Below are 13,874 nucleotides of genomic sequence, written 5' to 3'. Positions count from 1 at the left end.
CTCCGGCCGAGCCCGCCAGCACGGCCGCTCCGGCTGCGCCGGCACCTGTGCTCGCCCCAGCGCCTGCGCGCCAGGCGCCCACCCTGGCACGTGGCGAAGACGGTGCGCCGTTGGCCCTGCGTCAGTCCTACATCGACCACGATGCCGTGGAGCCGCCCGCGGCCGACCCGGTGGTGGTGGCGCCCCGCGCGCACGACCTGCCCGTCGATGGCGCGCCGGGTTCGGCGCTGGGCAACGTGCCCATGCCCACCAGTCGCGGCGACATGCAGCTGACGGAAGCCCCGGCCAAGCGGGCCCGCAAGCAGCCCGCGCGCATCGCCAAGGCGGCGGCCAAGGCAGAAGCGGCCAGGGCTGCCCAAGGTCAGTCGGCGGTCGACGCTGAGTCCACATCCGGCCCTGTGGCAGACCTGCCCGAGCCCGTGGCGACGCCGGTGGTCGAGGCCGTCGCCCCGACAGTGCCGGATACCGCGGCAGCCGCGGATGCCGCTCCTCGCAAGGCCGCACGCGGCGCACGCCGTCCGGCACGAGGGCAGGCCAAGGCAGACGCATCGGATACGGGATCTGCGGGTGCTCAGGCCCACGCAGACGCCACCGATGCGCCGCCGGCGCGCGGACAAGGCGCGGCCAAGGCGGCAGACGCCGCACCGGCCCGCGGACGCCGCAAGTCGGACCCGGCAAGCGCGGCGCCGGTGCAGGATGCGCCTGCGTCGTCCACGGACGCCGCCGACGCGCCCGCCAAGACGGCCCGCAAGAGTGCGCCACGTCGTGCCCGCCGCCCGGCGGCCAAGACGGGCGACGCGGGCTGATCTGCCAGCGTGGTGGTGGCGACGTCGATGCGGCACTGTCGGGCTGTGAAGGATCGCCGACCGGCAGGCCTTCACGGTCGCCGGCATGACGGCGCGGCGAAGTCGCCCGTCACGCCGGCCGGCCACGCGACGTGCCGCCGCCGGTCGTGCAGATCGGCGCGGGCGGTATCGTCGTGATCACGTCGCTCGCCGTCCATGGCTATCGCTCGCTGCGTGACGTTCGCGTGGCACTCGCGCCACTCACCGTCATCACCGGCGCCAACGGCAGCGGCAAATCCAGTCTGTATCGCGCGTTGCGTCTCCTGGCCGATGTCGGCCAGGGCCGGCTCATTGCCTCGCTGGCCGCCGAAGGCGGGCTCACCTCCACGTTGTGGGCGGGGCCGGAGCGCATCTCGCGCGCCATGCGGACAGGCGACGTTCCCGTGCAGGGCACCGCCCGCCGGGAGCCGGTCAGTCTTCGTCTGGGCTTTGCGGCAGACGATTACGGCTATGCCCTGGACCTGGGCCTGCCGATCCCGTCCGGCTCGCGCTTTACCCACGATCCCGAGATCAAAGTCGAACAGCTCTGGACCGGGGCGCTGCCCGGACGCAGCAATGTCTTCGCCGAACGGCGTGGGGGCGTGGTGCGCGTGCGCAGCCAGGAGACGGGCAGCTGGCGCACGGTGTTCGATCGCCTTGCGCGTCATGACAGCATGCTGGCCCTGGCCGATCCCGTCGATGGCCTGGAATTGCTGATGCTGCGCGAACGCCTGCGCGGCTGGCGCTTCTACGATGATCTGCGTACGGATGCCCACGCGCCGTGCCGGCACCCGGGCGTGGGCACCTTCACGCCCGTGCTCGCCAGCGATGGCGCGGATCTCGGGGCCGCAGTGCAGACGATCCTCGAGATCGGCGATGCAGCGGGGTTGCAGGCTGCGGTAGCCGATGCCTTTCCTGGCAGCAGCGTCACCGTGGATGATCGCTTCCTGCTCGCCATGCGCCAGCACGGCCTGCTGCGCCCGCTGAGCGCACCCGAACTCTCGGGCGGCACCTTGCGCTACCTGCTGCTGGCCGCCGCGCTGTACTCCCCGCGCCCGCCTGAACTCATGGTGCTCAACGAGCCCGAGGCGAGCCTGCACCGCGACCTGGTCGCCCCGCTCGCGCGCCTGATCCTCGCAGCAGGCACGCGCTGCCAGATCGTGGTGGTCACGCACTCGGCCCAGCTGGCCGCGCAGCTGGCCGACGCGGGCGCCGGCCTGGTTGGACTCGAGAAGGACTTCGGCGAAACACAGGTGCAGGACGACGCTACCGCACCCTGGCGCTGGCCGACGCGCTGACGCGCTTCCGCCGTCCCGCCATCAAGCGGCGCCGAGCCCCGCACGCCGTGCGAGTCCCTGCCACAGTGCCACGTCCTCGCGCACGGTCTTGCCGAATTCGCTCGCGGACATGAGGGCGGGCTTGGGCATGTTGAGCTCGGCGAAGCGGGCGATCACGGCCGGGTCGGCCAGCGCCTGATTGATCTGCGCGTTCATGCGGTCCACGATCGCCACGTCCGTGCCGGCCGGCGCAAAGATGCCGTACCAGCCCGCGGCCTTGAAGTCGAAGCCTTGTTCGGCCAGGGTCGGCAGATCGGGCAGGGCAGGGCCGCGTGCCGCGCCCGTGCAGCCGAGCGCGGCGATGTTGCCCGCGCGCACGTGCGGCACCGGTGAGGACACATCTGCGAACGCCACGGGAATCTGATTCGACAGCAGGGCGGTCACGACCTGCGAACTGTCGTTGAACGGCACGTGGGACATCTTCAGCCCGTAGTGGGCGATGATGCTTTCCATCACGAGATGCCCGGTCGAGCCATTGCCCCAGGTGCCGTACATCATGTCGGGCTTGGCCTTCACGGCCGCGACCAGATCCGCCAGCGAGTTCAGTCCCGACTGCGGCGGGGCGAGCAGCAGGATGCCCGCCGCGCCGACCTGCGCCACGGGCAGCAGGTCCTTCAGCGTGTCGTACGGCATCTTGGGCTGGATGATCGGGTTGATGGCGATCGCCGAGGAGGGCGAGATGAGCCAGGTGTAGCCGTCTGGCGCGGCCTTAGCCACCACGTCGTTGCCGATGAGGCTGTTGGCGCCGGGCCGGTTCTCGATGACGACGGGCTGGCCGAGCGACTGCTGCAGGCTCGCGCCCATCAGGCGCCCGAAGATGTCCGAGCCGCCGCCGGGCTGACCGGGAACGACCAGGCGCACCGGCCGGGTGGGCCAATCGGCCTGGCGGGCGAACACTGGCAATTGGGATTGGAGGGCGGCCAAGAAGGCGCCGAGAAGCACCTGACGACGGGTGAGCGAGCTAGTCATGCTGTCTCCGGAATGGTTGTGCCTGATGCAGGATCCTCTGCGGGATCTGTGTTCATTCTAGAGACGATGACTGGCGTGCATTCCCGCTGCAAAGAGGAAAAGTGCTCTGCAGGAAACGACGGAATCGGCCGCGTTGCGGCGAGCAGGCGACCCCTACAATCGATCGAAAGACAACGACGATGACAGGAGGAGACATGCCAACATTGGACGACAAGGTCGTGCTCGTCACGGGCGCAGGCTCAGGGATCGGCCGGGCCCACGCCGAGTTGATGGCCGCGCGCGGCGCCCGAGTGATCGTGAACGACTGGGTGAGTGCCAGCGCCGAGGAGACGGTGGCGCGCATCGAGGCGCAGGGTGGCGTTGCGCGGGTCTGCGTGGCCGACGTGTCCGATGGGGCCGCCGTCCGTTCGGCCTTCGCGCAGGCCCAGGACGCGCTTGGCGCCGTCGACGTGCTCGTGAACAACGCCGGCATCGCAAGTGGCCTCGTCGCCCTCGAAGACGTGGATGCCGACAGCATCGACCGCATGTTCGCCATCACGGTCAAGGGCACGATGCTGTGCACGCAGGCCGTGCTGCCGGGCATGAAGGCGCGGCGCTCGGGCAGCATCGTGAATACCGCGTCGATCATGGCCTTCGGCTCGCACGCGCGCGGCAGCGTCTACGCGGCTGCCAAGGGCGCGATCGTGAGCCTGACCAAGACGTGGGCGCGCGAGTTCGCGCCCTGGAACATCCGGGTCAACACCGTGGCGCCGGGCCGCGTGAGCACGGCGATGACGGCCCATCTGAGCGCCAATGCTGCCTATGAGGAAGACATGCGTCGGCGCGTGCCCCTGGGCCGGCGCGCCGATCCCGAGGAGATCGCGACGGTGGTCGCCTTCCTCGCCTCGGACGAGGCGAGCTACGTGACGGGGCAGGTCATCAGCCCGAACGGCGGCGAGGTGCTCTAGCCCGGCTTGGAGCGCCACGCCACGCGAGTGGCGCGGGCGTGTTATCGCCTCCAGTGATATCGACACCACGAACCGGTCGTTGGGATTGCCCGCGATTGTTCCTACGATGCAGCTCTGGAGGTCGTTCATGTCATCAACGGATGCAGTCACTGACGCGCTCAATCCGCGTCCGACGGTGCTGGCCCTGGCGGGCAGCCCGTCCCAACAATCGCGTTCGTCCACGTTGCTGGCCCATGCCGTGGCGCGTGCCCGGGACCTGGGGTTTCAGGTCGAGGAGATCGGCCTGCGGAATCTGCCGGCCGAGGATCTGGTCAACGGCGCCTACACGGGTGATGCCGCGCGCTCGCTGCGCGATCGCGTGGCCCGTGCCTCGGCCCTGCTCGTGGCCACGCCGGTCTACAAGGCATCTTTCTCTGGCGGGCTCAAGACCGTGCTCGATCTGCTCGCCGAGCGATCGCTCACCGGCAAGGTCGTGCTGCCGCTCGCCACCGGGGGCAGCCCGGCCCACCTGCTGGCGCTCGAGTACAGCCTGTAGCCCGTGCTCTCGGCGCTCGGTGCGCGGCACATCCTGGCGGGTATCTACGCCACCGAGAGCCAGGTGTCGCCCGAGAAACCCGGCATCGACGCCATCGACGTCCTCATCGCCGAGCGGCTGGACGCTGCCGTCGATCGCCTGGCCGAGCTCGTGCGCCCGGCACCGCCCCCCAGCCCCGGCTTCGATATCGGCCGTCTGGCCGCGCAGGCCCGGCTGGGCATCTGATCCTTTGCTGTGTTCCCACGCCGCCTACGGCGGCTTCGTCATCCTTCGAGAAGAATCCATGTCCATCAAGTCCATCAATGCCCGCAACCAGTTCCGTGGCCGCATCAAGGAGATCGTCTCCGGGCCCGTCGTCTCCGAACTGGACATCGAGACCCCGGCCGGCATCGTCACCTCCGTCATCACCTCGCGCTCGGTGGCCGAGCTCGAGCTTCAGGTCGGCACCGAAGTGATCGCCTTCGTGAAGGCCACCGAGGTCTCCGTGGCCAAGCTGTAGGCGGCTGGCAGCGCCCGGCGAGCCCCCGGTACACTGTGGGCTTGCCGCTCGTTGCCCGCGCGGTGCGCGGGGCGGGGCGGCGCCATTGGCCGTCATGACTTCTGAACCCCTCTTCTCCTGTGCCGCCTTCATCAAGGAGATCGGCCGGGGCGCGCGCGGCGCGCGCAGCCTGTCGCGCGACGACGCCGAGCGACTCTACGCCGCGGTGCTCGCTGGCCAAGTGAGCGAGCTCGAGTTGGGGGCTGTGCTCATGGCCTACCGGATCAAGGGCGAAAGCCCCCAGGAGCTCGCGGGCATGCTGGCCGCTGTGCACGCGCACCGTGAGCCGCTGGCGGTACCCGATGGCACCGTGCCGGTGGTCATCCCGAGCTACAACGGCGCACGCCGCCAGCCCAACCTGCTGGCGCTGCTGGCCCACTTGCTCGCGCGCGAGGGCGTGCCCGTACTCATCCACGGGGTGCTCACTGATCCGGATCGCACCACCACGGCGCAGGTCCTTCAGGCCATGGGCCAGCCGATCGCGGGCAGCCTGGATGCCGTGGGCGCGGATCTGCAGGCCCGACGCCTCGCCTTCGCCCCCATCGAGGTGCTCGCGCCCACGCTGGCCCGTCAGTTGGCGCTGCGCCGGGTGATGGGCGTACGCAACTCCGCCCACACCTTGGCCAAACTCATCCAGCCGTTTGCGCAGCCGGCGCTGCGTCTGGTCAATTACACCCATCCGCCGTATCGCGATACGTTGTCGGCCTGCTTCAGCGAGCCGGCAGCCGCGCCGTGGCCCGGCATCCTGCTCGCCCGTGGCACCGAGGGCGAAGCGGTGGCAGATCCCGTGGTCCAGCGCCCCGTGCTCTGGGTGCGCGAAGGTGAATCCAGCGAATGCATCCCCGCAGGCGATCCCGATGCGCGCGAGGCGCCCGCGTTGCCCGCGGACCGCACGGCCGAGGTCACGGCCGCCTGGATCCATCAGGTTCTGGCGGGCGAGGTGCCGGTGCCAGTCACCATCGCGCTGCAATGTGCCACGATTCTGCGCATCGTGCGCGAAAGATCCGTATCCGTTTCCCCCTCCTGAAGCCGAATGCTTCCGGAACCTGCCGCCAACACAACGATGAGGAGACACCATGGCGACTTCCCCCCTGCCTGAGACGACCCAGCAGTTGCAATCCCGCGTGGATGCCGATGGCACGCTCACCCTGCACCTGGCCGAGGTACCCGTGGCACCGCCAGCGGATGACGAGGTCGTGGTGCGTGTCGAAGCCGCGCCTATCAATCCGTCAGACATGGGTCTGCTCTTTGGCGGCGCCGATCTTTCTGCCCTGCAGGCCAGCGGCACCCCGGAGCAGCCGGTGCTGACGGGCCGGGTGCCGGAGCGCGCGCTGCCGGCGATGGCAGGCCGCATCGGCAAGGCCATGCCCGTGGGCAACGAGGGCGGTGGGGTGGTCGTGGCTGCCGGGTCCTCGCCTCAGGCGCAGGCTCTGCTCGGCCGCACCGTGGGCGTCATGGGCGGCGCAATGTATACCGGTTATCGCACCGTCAAGGCCAATGCCTGCCTGCCGCTTCCCGATGGCACGTCGTCTGCCCAGGCCGCCTCGTGCTTCGTCAATCCGCTCACGTCGCTGGGCATGGTCGAGACCATGCGTGCCGAAGGGCACACGGCGCTGGTCCATACGGCGGCGGCGTCCAACCTGGGGCAGATGCTCAACCGCATCTGCCAGAAGGATGGCGTCAGCCTCGTGAACATCGTGCGCAAGCCCGAACAGGCGGCGCTGTTGCGCGAGCAGGGTGCGACCTGGGTATGCGACAGCAGCGCCGAGGATTTCACGCAACAGCTCATCGAGGCGCTGAGCGCCACGGGTGCCACGATCGCCTTCGACGCCATCGGCGGTGGCCGGCTCGCGAGCGACATCCTCGCTGCGATGGAGACCGTGGCCGTACGCAGCCAGGGCGAGTACAGCCGCTACGGCTCGACCGTGTTGAAGCAGGTCTACCTGTACGGCAGCCTGGATCGCGGCCCGACGCAGCTGCACCGCAGCTACGGCATGGCGTGGAATGTGGGCGGCTGGCTGCTGATGCCCTTCCTGCAGAAGGCCGGGCGGGACACGGCCGCGCGCCTGCGCCAGCGCGTGGCCGATGAGATCACCACGACGTTCGCGAGCCATTATCAGGGCACCGTCTCGCTGGCCGAGGCGCTCAGCCTGCGGGCCATCGGCACGTATGGCAAGGCGGCCACCGGCACCAAGTACCTCATCAATCCCTCGGCGTGATTCCGCGGGCGATCGGTGCGCGCGCGCCGATCGCCGAACGCCGTCGGCCCACGGCGGTGCGCGAGACGTAGTCCCGCATCGGCCCAGGCGGAACCTATTGTTGAGTGCGGGCTCTATGGAAGTGATTGCTGTTCGCACGTCACTTCTCTGGAGTCTCTCCGATGTCTCATGAATCCCCGCGTCTCATCATTCCCGCCCTGGGCCCCGTCTACGGCGGCTTGCACGACTGGGCCTACACGCTGCTGCGCGTGGTGGCCGGCATCTGCCTCATGGTGCATGGCTGGCCCAAGATCCAGAATCCGATGGGTGCCATCAATCTGGTGGAAAGCCTGGGTTTCTATCCCGGAGCCCTGTGGTCGCCGCTGCTGGCGGGCACGGAGTTCATCGGCGGTCTGTTGATCGCGATCGGCCTGCTGACGCGCCCGGCGGCGCTGGCCGGCACGTTCGTGCTGCTGGTCACCGTGTGGTTCCACTGGGTGACGAAGGGCGAGGGATTCTCAGGCGCCGAGAAGTCCATCCTCTGGGCCGCCATGACCTTCTATATCTTCATCGCCGGGCCGGGCCGCCACTCGGTGGATCGCGCCATCGGCAAGTCGTTCTGAACGCGAGGTGACGCACACCGGGCTCAGAGCCCGGTCTCCTGACAGTACGCGACCATGGCATCGCGAAAGTCCCGGCACATCGGCGACAGATAGGCGTCACGGCGCCAGAAGACGACGATCTCGTGCTGCCACGCCATGCCGGCACAATCCAGGGCGGCGAGGCCCTGGCCTGCGGGCTGGGTGAGCACCCGGGGCGGCATGATGCCCAGGAGATCCGTGCAGCGCAGAAGCTCGACGAACGCCACCGGCGAAGCGCTGCTTTCGACCGCCAGCCGGGGTGGTGGCAGACCTGCCTCGCGCAGGCTCGTCTCCAGCCAGCGGCGCAGGTGCTGGGCGGACGAGGGCAGGGCCCAGCGTTCGTGGGCCAGTTGTTGCGGATCGGTCAGCCGGTCGCGGCGGGGGTGATCGGCGCGCGCCACCACGCGCATCGGTAACGGCCCGAGGGGCAGAAAGTCCAGATCCACGGGCAGCACGTCGGGCCGCGCCGCCACGGCGAGATCGACGCGGCCACTCTGCAGGAGTCCCACCAGCGCTGCCGTGAGATGCGGCTCCAGCGCGAAGGTGGCGAGCGGCCGGCTCGCAAAGAATCGTGCCAGCAGCGGCGATACCAGGCCGGACACCAGATACGGAATGCACCCGATGCGGACCTGACCGGCACGCGCGTGCCGGCGCTCGCGCAGGGCGTGATCGAGATCGGCCTGTGCGTTATCCATGCGCTGCGCGTGCTCGCGCAGCGTGGCGCCGGCCTCTGTGAGTTCCACGCCGCGGGCCGTGCGCGCCATGAGCGGCAGCCCGGCCTCGCGCTCGAGCCGCGCCAGCGTCTTCGACAGCGCCGATTGCGTACTCTGCAGGGCCTCGGCGGCGCGCCTGAGATTGCCCATCTCTGCCACGCGCAGGAACGTGCGCAGGTCTTCCAGTCTCAAGGTGCATCCCTCCGTGGCCGGATCTGCGTCCGCGTCGCTCCACTGTAGCAGCGACGCGCCTGCCGGGAATCGGTGAAGTCCCGCGAGGAATACGTGGCTGGCGACACCCTCGGTAGACTGGGTCAGGCGGACTTGGCAGGCATGCGAGCCGCGCCCAACACGACAGGTCGAACACGACCGCACGAGGAGACACTCATGCCATCACGCCTGCGCACGGCCGCCTGCCACATGGCCGCCTCAGCCATGGTCCTGGCCGCGACCGCGACCGCGCTGCCAGCCCTCGCTGCCGACGGATACCCCTCGCAGCCCATCACCATCGTGGTGCCCTCTGCACCCGGCAACGTGAACGACGCCGTCGCGCGCCTGATCGGCCAGGAGCTCACGGCCGCCTGGGGCCAGCCGGTGATCGTCGACAACAAGCCCGGAGCGAGTGGCGGCATCGGCACGCGGCACGTGGCCCGGGCCGAGAAGGACGGACATACCGCCCTGCTCACCTTCACCGTGCACGTGCAGAATCCGCATCTGTATGCCGACCAGGGGTACGACGCGCTCAAGGATTTCGCACCGGTGAGCGAAGTCGCGCTGTCATCGGTGATCCTCGCGGTCAATCCCAGCTTTCCGGGCCGCACACCCCAGGCGGTCGTCAACGAGATCCGACGCCATCCCGGCAAGTATCCTTACGGCTCCTACGGTGCCGGCACGACCGGCCACATCCTCGGTGAACTGCTCAAGCGCGAGGCGGGCCTGCAGATGGAGCACGTCGCGTACAAGGGCGGCCCGCCGCTCGCCACGGATCTCATCGCCGGTCACGTCCAGGTGGGCCTGATCGCCGTGGGCTCGGCCATGGCGCACCTGAAGGCGGGCTCCATCGTGCCGATCGCCATCACGGGCACGGAACGCTCGGCGTTGCTGCCGAATGTGCCGACGTTTGCGGAAGCCGGGTTCGCCGGGTTCGAGCCGGATGCCTGGATGGGGCTGCTCTTTCCGGTGGGCGTGCCGCAGGATCGCGTCGATGCGCTCGCGAAGGAAGTGGCGCGTATCGTGCGCGAGCCGCAGATGCAGCAGCGCCTGGCAGAGCTCAACCTCGTGCCCGTGGGCAACACGCCGGCACAGTTCGCCAAGGTGCTGCAGGACGACTACGACAAATGGGGCCGGATCATCCGTGACGTCGGCATCCAGGCGCCCTGAGACGAGCCAGGAGGATGACGGTGAACGACACGGGGTTTTCGGGGCTGGTCTGCACCCACTGGGGGCACTGGCGCGAACTGCAGATGCAGCCGATCGCGCGGTTGGCGCTGGCGCCTGGGCAGGTACGGCTGCGCATCGCACACGCGGGCGTCGGCTTTGCCGTGAGCCTATTCGTCGCGGGCACGTACCAGCGCAAGCCGCCGTTGCCATTCACGCCGGGCACCGAGGCATCGGGCGTGGTGCTCGAGGTCGCCCCGGATGTGCGCCATGTGCGCCCAGGCGATCGCGTGGTGGCCGCACTCGACTGGGGCGCGTTCGCGCAGGAAGCCGTCACCACGGCGGACACCGTCTATCCCGTGCCGACCGGTTTGTCGCTCGCCCATGCGGCTGCCATGCCGATCACCTATGGCACGACCTGGTCGGCGCTGGCATGGCGCGGGCAGCTGCAGGCTGGTGAAACGCTCCTGGTGCATGGTGCTGGTGGCGCCCTGGGCATGGCTGCCGTGCAGATCGGTCGGCTGATCGGGGCGCGCGTCATCGCCACCGCCAGCACGGCCGAGAAACGCGAGGCCGCGCTCGCGCAAGGCGCGGCCCATGCGTTGTCCAGCGACTCTGACGCGCTGGCTGCCGCCGTGAAGGCTATCGCGCCACAGGGCGTGGACGTGGTGTTCGATCCGGTAGGCGGCGATCTCTTCGATGCCTCGCTGCGCTGCGTGGCGCCCGGCGCACGCCTGCTCGTGATCGGCTTTACGGGCGGCCGGGCGGCGTCGGTGCCGACCAACCTCGCCCTCGTGAAGAACGTGGCCGTGATCGGCTTCAACTATGGGTACTACATCGGCTGGGGACTCACGGACGAGCGTGCGCGGTATGCCGCCGCTGTGCAGACGGTGGTGGGCCGTGCGCTCGCGGCCGTGGCCGAAGGCGCGATGCCGCCGCCGCGTATTCAGCGCATGCCCTTCGCACAATGGGAGGCGGCCATCGACACCGTGATGTCACGACGCTCGGTGGGCAAGGTCATCCTGGACATCGCGCCGGATCTCGACGTGGCCCGCCCTGAGGAATCGAACTGATGCTGTCTGGAGTCGCTGCATGAACGCTGTCGTCCACCCTGACGATCTTCCTCTGGCCGGCCTCACCGTGCTGGACCTGAGCCAGGGCATCGCCGGCCCCAGCTGTTGCGCGATCCTGCGCCAGCAGGGTGCGCGGGTCATCAAGATCGAGCCGCCCGAAGGCGACTGGGCGCGCCACATGGGGCGCAGCACCGATGGCCATACGGCGATCTCGATCGCCTACAACGCGGGCAAGGAGAGCGTGGTGGTGGACGGCCGCACGGCCGAGGGCCGCGCCACGTTGCGCGCGCTGGCGCTGTCGGCGGACGTGGTGGTACAGAACTATCGACCTGGCGTGGCCGAGCGGCTGGGCGTGGGCTACGCCGCGCTGGCCGAAGCGCATCCGCGGGTGATCTACGTGTCGATCTCCGGCTTCGGATCGGAAGGCCCCCAAGCCGGCCTGCCCGCGCTGGACACGACGGTGCAGGCCCTGACCGGCCTCATGCACCTGAATCGCGATGCGCAAGGGCAGCCTCGGCGCATCGGCTTTTTCGTCGTGGACATCTGCACGGGGCTCTACGCGGCACAGGCCGTGGCGGCGCGGCTCTACCAAACGGCCCGCACGGGGCGCGGTCGCCACATCGAGGTCTCCATGCTGCAGACCGCAGCCGCCCTGCAGGCCTATGAAATCGTGGACGGCGCGCTCTTTCCCGGCGCGGGGCCGGGCGCCTTCAATGCGCCCACCGGTCTCTTTGCCACGGCGGACGGCCAGATCTACGTGAGCATGCTCAATGACGCCATGTTCCGCAGGCTGGGCGGCGTGCTGAGCCTGTCAACGTGGGAGACGGACCCCGCGCTGCAGACCTCGGCAGGGCGGCTGCCGCGTGCGGCCGCACTGAACCAGCAATTGGCCGCGGCGCTCGCGGAACGCCCCACCGCGCACTGGGAAGCCGTCTTCACGGCGCATGACATCCTGCACGGTCGCGTGCGCACGGCGATCGAGCTGCGTGAGGACGCGCAGGCGCAGCACGTCGGCCTCTTTGGTGAGCTCTCCCAGGCGGGGCTGGCGACGCTGCCCTGGCCGGGGTTGCCCGGGGGTGGTGGGCATCAGCCGCCGCCCGGTGCTGCGCCGCGCCTGGGCGAGCACACGACTTGCGTCCTGCACGAATTCAGATTGACGCCACAGCAGCCCGGCTAGGCGCCCAGCAGGCCCACCACCGCACTGAGCGTGAAGAAGGCGACGATGGTGGTCATCACCAGCGTCGCCGTGCACACGGCCTCGTGGCCGTATTTCTGCCCCATGAGCGGATACACCGTGAGCATGGGCGAGGCCGCGATCACGATGGCCGCCACCCGCATGGCAGGGTCCAGATCCGGCACCAGCAGCAGGGCGAGCAAGACCAGCAGCGGATGGATCACGAGCTTGCCCACGGCGATCACGGTGATGTCCGTGGCCAGGCCACGCATGGCCTGGCCGGCCAGGGCCCCACCGATCGCGAAAAGGGCGGCTGGGGCCGACGCCGTGGCCAGCATCTCCACGCCACGTGCGGCGGGAAGCGGCAGGTGCCAGCCCAGGAGGCTCAACGTCATGCCGACGACGATGGCGATGATCACCGGGTGGCGGACCAGCCGCCCGCCGATCTGTCGGGCGAGCGTGCGTACGTTGAGGCCATGGCCCTCGCCGCGCTCTGCCAGGGCCAGCACCAGCGGCAGGATGAGCAGGTTCTCGATCAGCATGGCCAAGGCGGCCGCGATGGCGGCCACGGGTCCCACCAATTGCAAGGCCAGCGGAAAGCCGATGAAGGCACTGTTGGACATGGCCGTGCCCATGCCGGCCAGGGCGCTGGCGGCCATGCCGCGCTTCAAGCCCCAGCGCGCGATGCCGATGCCCACGGCCAGCGCGGCGAGCGACCCAAGTCCATAGGCGAAGAGATAGCGTACGTCCAGGATCTCCTGGACGTCCCGCTGTGAGAGCGCATGGATGAGGACGGCCGGTAGCGCGACGTTGATGACGAAAGCCCCCAGGACGCGCATGTCGCCGCGACCAAAGAGCCCGAAGCGCACGGCGAGAAAGCCCAGTGCGATGATGAAGAACAGCGGGCCGGTGACGGCGAGGATGTCAGACACGAAAGGGCTCAGGGGACGGCGACGGCAAACCGGGATGGTAAGCCAGCCGCCGGGACGTCAGCCAGGTGAGCGGCCCATCATGCGGGCGGCCACGCCGTCGCGCCAGACGAAGCGGTGCAGCAGCACGGCACCCACATGACCCACGACGACCGCCAGCAGCAGCCAGCCCAGCCAGCCGTGCACCGCATTGGCCGGTGCGATCATCCATTCGATCTTCTCGGGTCGCGCCTGGAGCACCGGCACGCCAAGAATGGATAGGGGCCGGCCGGCGCCGTAGTGGCGCAGCAGGGCGATGGCCGGGATCACCAGCATGAGGAGGTAGAGCAACGCGTGGCCCGCGCGCGCGAGGCCTGCCAGACGGTCGCCGGCATGCGAGGGGCGCCGATGACGATTCGCGAGGAACCAGCCGATGCGCACCAGCACGAGGAGGAGCAGCACGGTGCCCACCGGCGCGTGCGAGCCTACCATCACGGCGGTGACCGGCGTGCGGCCAAAGATGAGACGACAGGCCATGCTCAACCATTGCCAGGCAAAGAGCGTGGCCATGGTCCAGTGCAGGCCGCGCGTGACGAGACCATAGGCTTCAGGCGTATCGCGCCAGGCGAGACGGGCCATG

Annotated in this window: 16 protein-coding genes; 12 read left to right on the top strand and 4 right to left on the bottom strand. The window is 69.4% G+C overall.

The features are described from left to right. Together IMZ29_RS17910 and IMZ29_RS17905 are read left to right on the top strand one after the other, a co-directional pair. The coding region (locus tag IMZ29_RS17910; RefSeq protein ID WP_371820337.1) for a hypothetical protein at positions 1-806 on the top strand (806 nt) is incomplete at its 5' end. A gap of 167 nt (positions 807-973) precedes the next feature. Next, on the top strand, positions 974-2,122 hold the full coding sequence (locus IMZ29_RS17905) for an AAA family ATPase (protein ID WP_216186629.1): 1,149 nt from the start codon (positions 974-976) through the stop codon (positions 2,120-2,122). Positions 2,123-2,143: 21 nt separating this feature from the next. On the opposite strand, the gene IMZ29_RS17900 is transcribed toward IMZ29_RS17905, so the two are convergent. Then, on the bottom strand, positions 2,144-3,130 hold the full coding sequence (locus IMZ29_RS17900) for a Bug family tripartite tricarboxylate transporter substrate binding protein (protein ID WP_216186618.1): 987 nt from the start codon (positions 3,128-3,130) through the stop codon (positions 2,144-2,146). 194 nt (positions 3,131-3,324) lie between these two features. Between IMZ29_RS17900 and IMZ29_RS17895 the strand changes: the two genes are divergently transcribed. The 7 genes from IMZ29_RS17895 to IMZ29_RS17870 all read left to right on the top strand — a co-directional run bounded on the left by IMZ29_RS17895 (position 3,325) and on the right by IMZ29_RS17870 (position 7,971). Beyond that, the gene (locus tag IMZ29_RS17895; protein WP_216186616.1) at positions 3,325-4,077 is read left to right on the top strand and encodes an SDR family NAD(P)-dependent oxidoreductase; all 753 of its coding nucleotides are present in this window, start codon (positions 3,325-3,327) and stop codon (positions 4,075-4,077) included. A 127-nt stretch (positions 4,078-4,204) separates the two neighbouring features. Next, on the top strand, positions 4,205-4,612 hold the full coding sequence (locus IMZ29_RS23390; RefSeq protein ID WP_371820336.1) for an NAD(P)H-dependent oxidoreductase: 408 nt from the start codon (positions 4,205-4,207) through the stop codon (positions 4,610-4,612). A gap of 3 nt (positions 4,613-4,615) precedes the next feature. Next, positions 4,616-4,837, top strand: a complete 222-nt coding sequence (locus tag IMZ29_RS23385) for an NADPH-dependent FMN reductase family protein (RefSeq protein ID WP_371820335.1) — start codon at positions 4,616-4,618, stop codon at positions 4,835-4,837. Between the two features lie 58 nt (positions 4,838-4,895). After that, positions 4,896-5,111, top strand: coding sequence for a TOBE domain-containing protein (locus tag IMZ29_RS17885; RefSeq protein WP_216186615.1), 216 nt, complete (start codon positions 4,896-4,898; stop codon positions 5,109-5,111). Positions 5,112-5,205: 94 nt separating this feature from the next. Beyond that, positions 5,206-6,177, top strand: a complete 972-nt coding sequence (gene ybiB, locus IMZ29_RS17880) for a DNA-binding protein YbiB (protein WP_216186613.1) — start codon at positions 5,206-5,208, stop codon at positions 6,175-6,177. Positions 6,178-6,226: 49 nt separating this feature from the next. Next, a complete protein-coding gene (locus tag IMZ29_RS17875; RefSeq protein WP_216186611.1) occupies positions 6,227-7,369 on the top strand; it encodes a zinc-binding dehydrogenase in 1,143 nt (380 codons plus the stop codon). A 161-nt stretch (positions 7,370-7,530) separates the two neighbouring features. Then, the gene (locus IMZ29_RS17870; RefSeq protein WP_216186609.1) at positions 7,531-7,971 is read left to right on the top strand and encodes a DoxX family protein; all 441 of its coding nucleotides are present in this window, start codon (positions 7,531-7,533) and stop codon (positions 7,969-7,971) included. Between the two features lie 23 nt (positions 7,972-7,994). Here the strand turns inward: IMZ29_RS17870 and IMZ29_RS17865 are convergent, their stop codons facing one another. Further along, the gene (locus tag IMZ29_RS17865; protein WP_216186607.1) at positions 7,995-8,894 is read right to left on the bottom strand and encodes a LysR family transcriptional regulator; all 900 of its coding nucleotides are present in this window, start codon (positions 8,892-8,894) and stop codon (positions 7,995-7,997) included. A gap of 195 nt (positions 8,895-9,089) precedes the next feature. Here IMZ29_RS17865 and IMZ29_RS17860 point away from each other — a divergent pair, with 195 nt between their 5' ends. From IMZ29_RS17860 to IMZ29_RS17850, 3 genes are read left to right on the top strand one after another with little or no spacing between them, the layout of a single operon-like run. Next, positions 9,090-10,082, top strand: a complete 993-nt coding sequence (locus tag IMZ29_RS17860) for a Bug family tripartite tricarboxylate transporter substrate binding protein (protein WP_216186605.1) — start codon at positions 9,090-9,092, stop codon at positions 10,080-10,082. A gap of 14 nt (positions 10,083-10,096) precedes the next feature. Beyond that, positions 10,097-11,152 carry an NADPH:quinone oxidoreductase family protein gene (locus tag IMZ29_RS17855; RefSeq protein WP_216186603.1) on the top strand — a complete coding sequence of 352 codons (1,056 nt, stop codon included), beginning with the start codon at positions 10,097-10,099 and terminating at the stop codon, positions 11,150-11,152. Between the two features lie 19 nt (positions 11,153-11,171). Continuing rightward, on the top strand, positions 11,172-12,329 hold the full coding sequence (locus IMZ29_RS17850) for a CaiB/BaiF CoA transferase family protein (protein WP_216186601.1): 1,158 nt from the start codon (positions 11,172-11,174) through the stop codon (positions 12,327-12,329). On the opposite strand, the gene IMZ29_RS17845 is transcribed toward IMZ29_RS17850, so the two are convergent. Together IMZ29_RS17845 and IMZ29_RS17840 are read right to left on the bottom strand one after the other, a co-directional pair. Then, entirely contained in the window at positions 12,326-13,258 is a 933-nt protein-coding gene (locus IMZ29_RS17845) for an AEC family transporter (RefSeq protein WP_216186599.1), read from the bottom strand. The genes IMZ29_RS17850 and IMZ29_RS17845 overlap by 4 nt on opposite strands. Positions 13,259-13,315: 57 nt before the next feature. Beyond that, on the bottom strand, positions 13,316-13,873 hold the full coding sequence (locus tag IMZ29_RS17840; RefSeq protein ID WP_216186598.1) for a cytochrome b: 558 nt from the start codon (positions 13,871-13,873) through the stop codon (positions 13,316-13,318). Between the last annotated feature and the right edge of the window lies 1 nt (position 13,874).

It is taken from the genome of Verticiella alkaliphila (genome assembly GCF_018904615.1).
GTDB lineage: Bacteria > Pseudomonadota > Gammaproteobacteria > Burkholderiales > Burkholderiaceae_B > Verticiella > Verticiella alkaliphila.
This window is presented reverse-complemented; position numbering and strand designations above follow the sequence as displayed.

What these genes read in the sequence shown, in the direction of transcription:
- IMZ29_RS17860 (WP_216186605.1), top strand. Translation starts at nt 9,090, where the DNA reads ATGCCATCACGCCTGCGCACGGCCGCCTGCCACATGGCCGCCTCAGCC.
- IMZ29_RS17895 (WP_216186616.1), top strand. Translation starts at nt 3,325, where the DNA reads ATGCCAACATTGGACGACAAGGTCGTGCTCGTCACGGGCGCAGGCTCA.
- IMZ29_RS17900 (WP_216186618.1), bottom strand. Translation starts at nt 3,130, where the DNA reads ATGACTAGCTCGCTCACCCGTCGTCAGGTGCTTCTCGGCGCCTTCTTG.
- IMZ29_RS17850 (WP_216186601.1), top strand. Translation starts at nt 11,172, where the DNA reads ATGAACGCTGTCGTCCACCCTGACGATCTTCCTCTGGCCGGCCTCACC.
- IMZ29_RS17870 (WP_216186609.1), top strand. Translation starts at nt 7,531, where the DNA reads ATGTCTCATGAATCCCCGCGTCTCATCATTCCCGCCCTGGGCCCCGTC.
- IMZ29_RS17840 (WP_216186598.1), bottom strand. Translation starts at nt 13,873, where the DNA reads ATGGCCCGTCTCGCCTGGCGCGATACGCCTGAAGCCTATGGTCTCGTC.
- ybiB (WP_216186613.1), top strand. Translation starts at nt 5,206, where the DNA reads ATGACTTCTGAACCCCTCTTCTCCTGTGCCGCCTTCATCAAGGAGATC.
- IMZ29_RS17875 (WP_216186611.1), top strand. Translation starts at nt 6,227, where the DNA reads ATGGCGACTTCCCCCCTGCCTGAGACGACCCAGCAGTTGCAATCCCGC.
- IMZ29_RS17885 (WP_216186615.1), top strand. Translation starts at nt 4,896, where the DNA reads ATGTCCATCAAGTCCATCAATGCCCGCAACCAGTTCCGTGGCCGCATC.
- IMZ29_RS23390 (WP_371820336.1), top strand. Translation starts at nt 4,205, where the DNA reads ATGTCATCAACGGATGCAGTCACTGACGCGCTCAATCCGCGTCCGACG.
- IMZ29_RS17855 (WP_216186603.1), top strand. Translation starts at nt 10,097, where the DNA reads ATGACGGTGAACGACACGGGGTTTTCGGGGCTGGTCTGCACCCACTGG.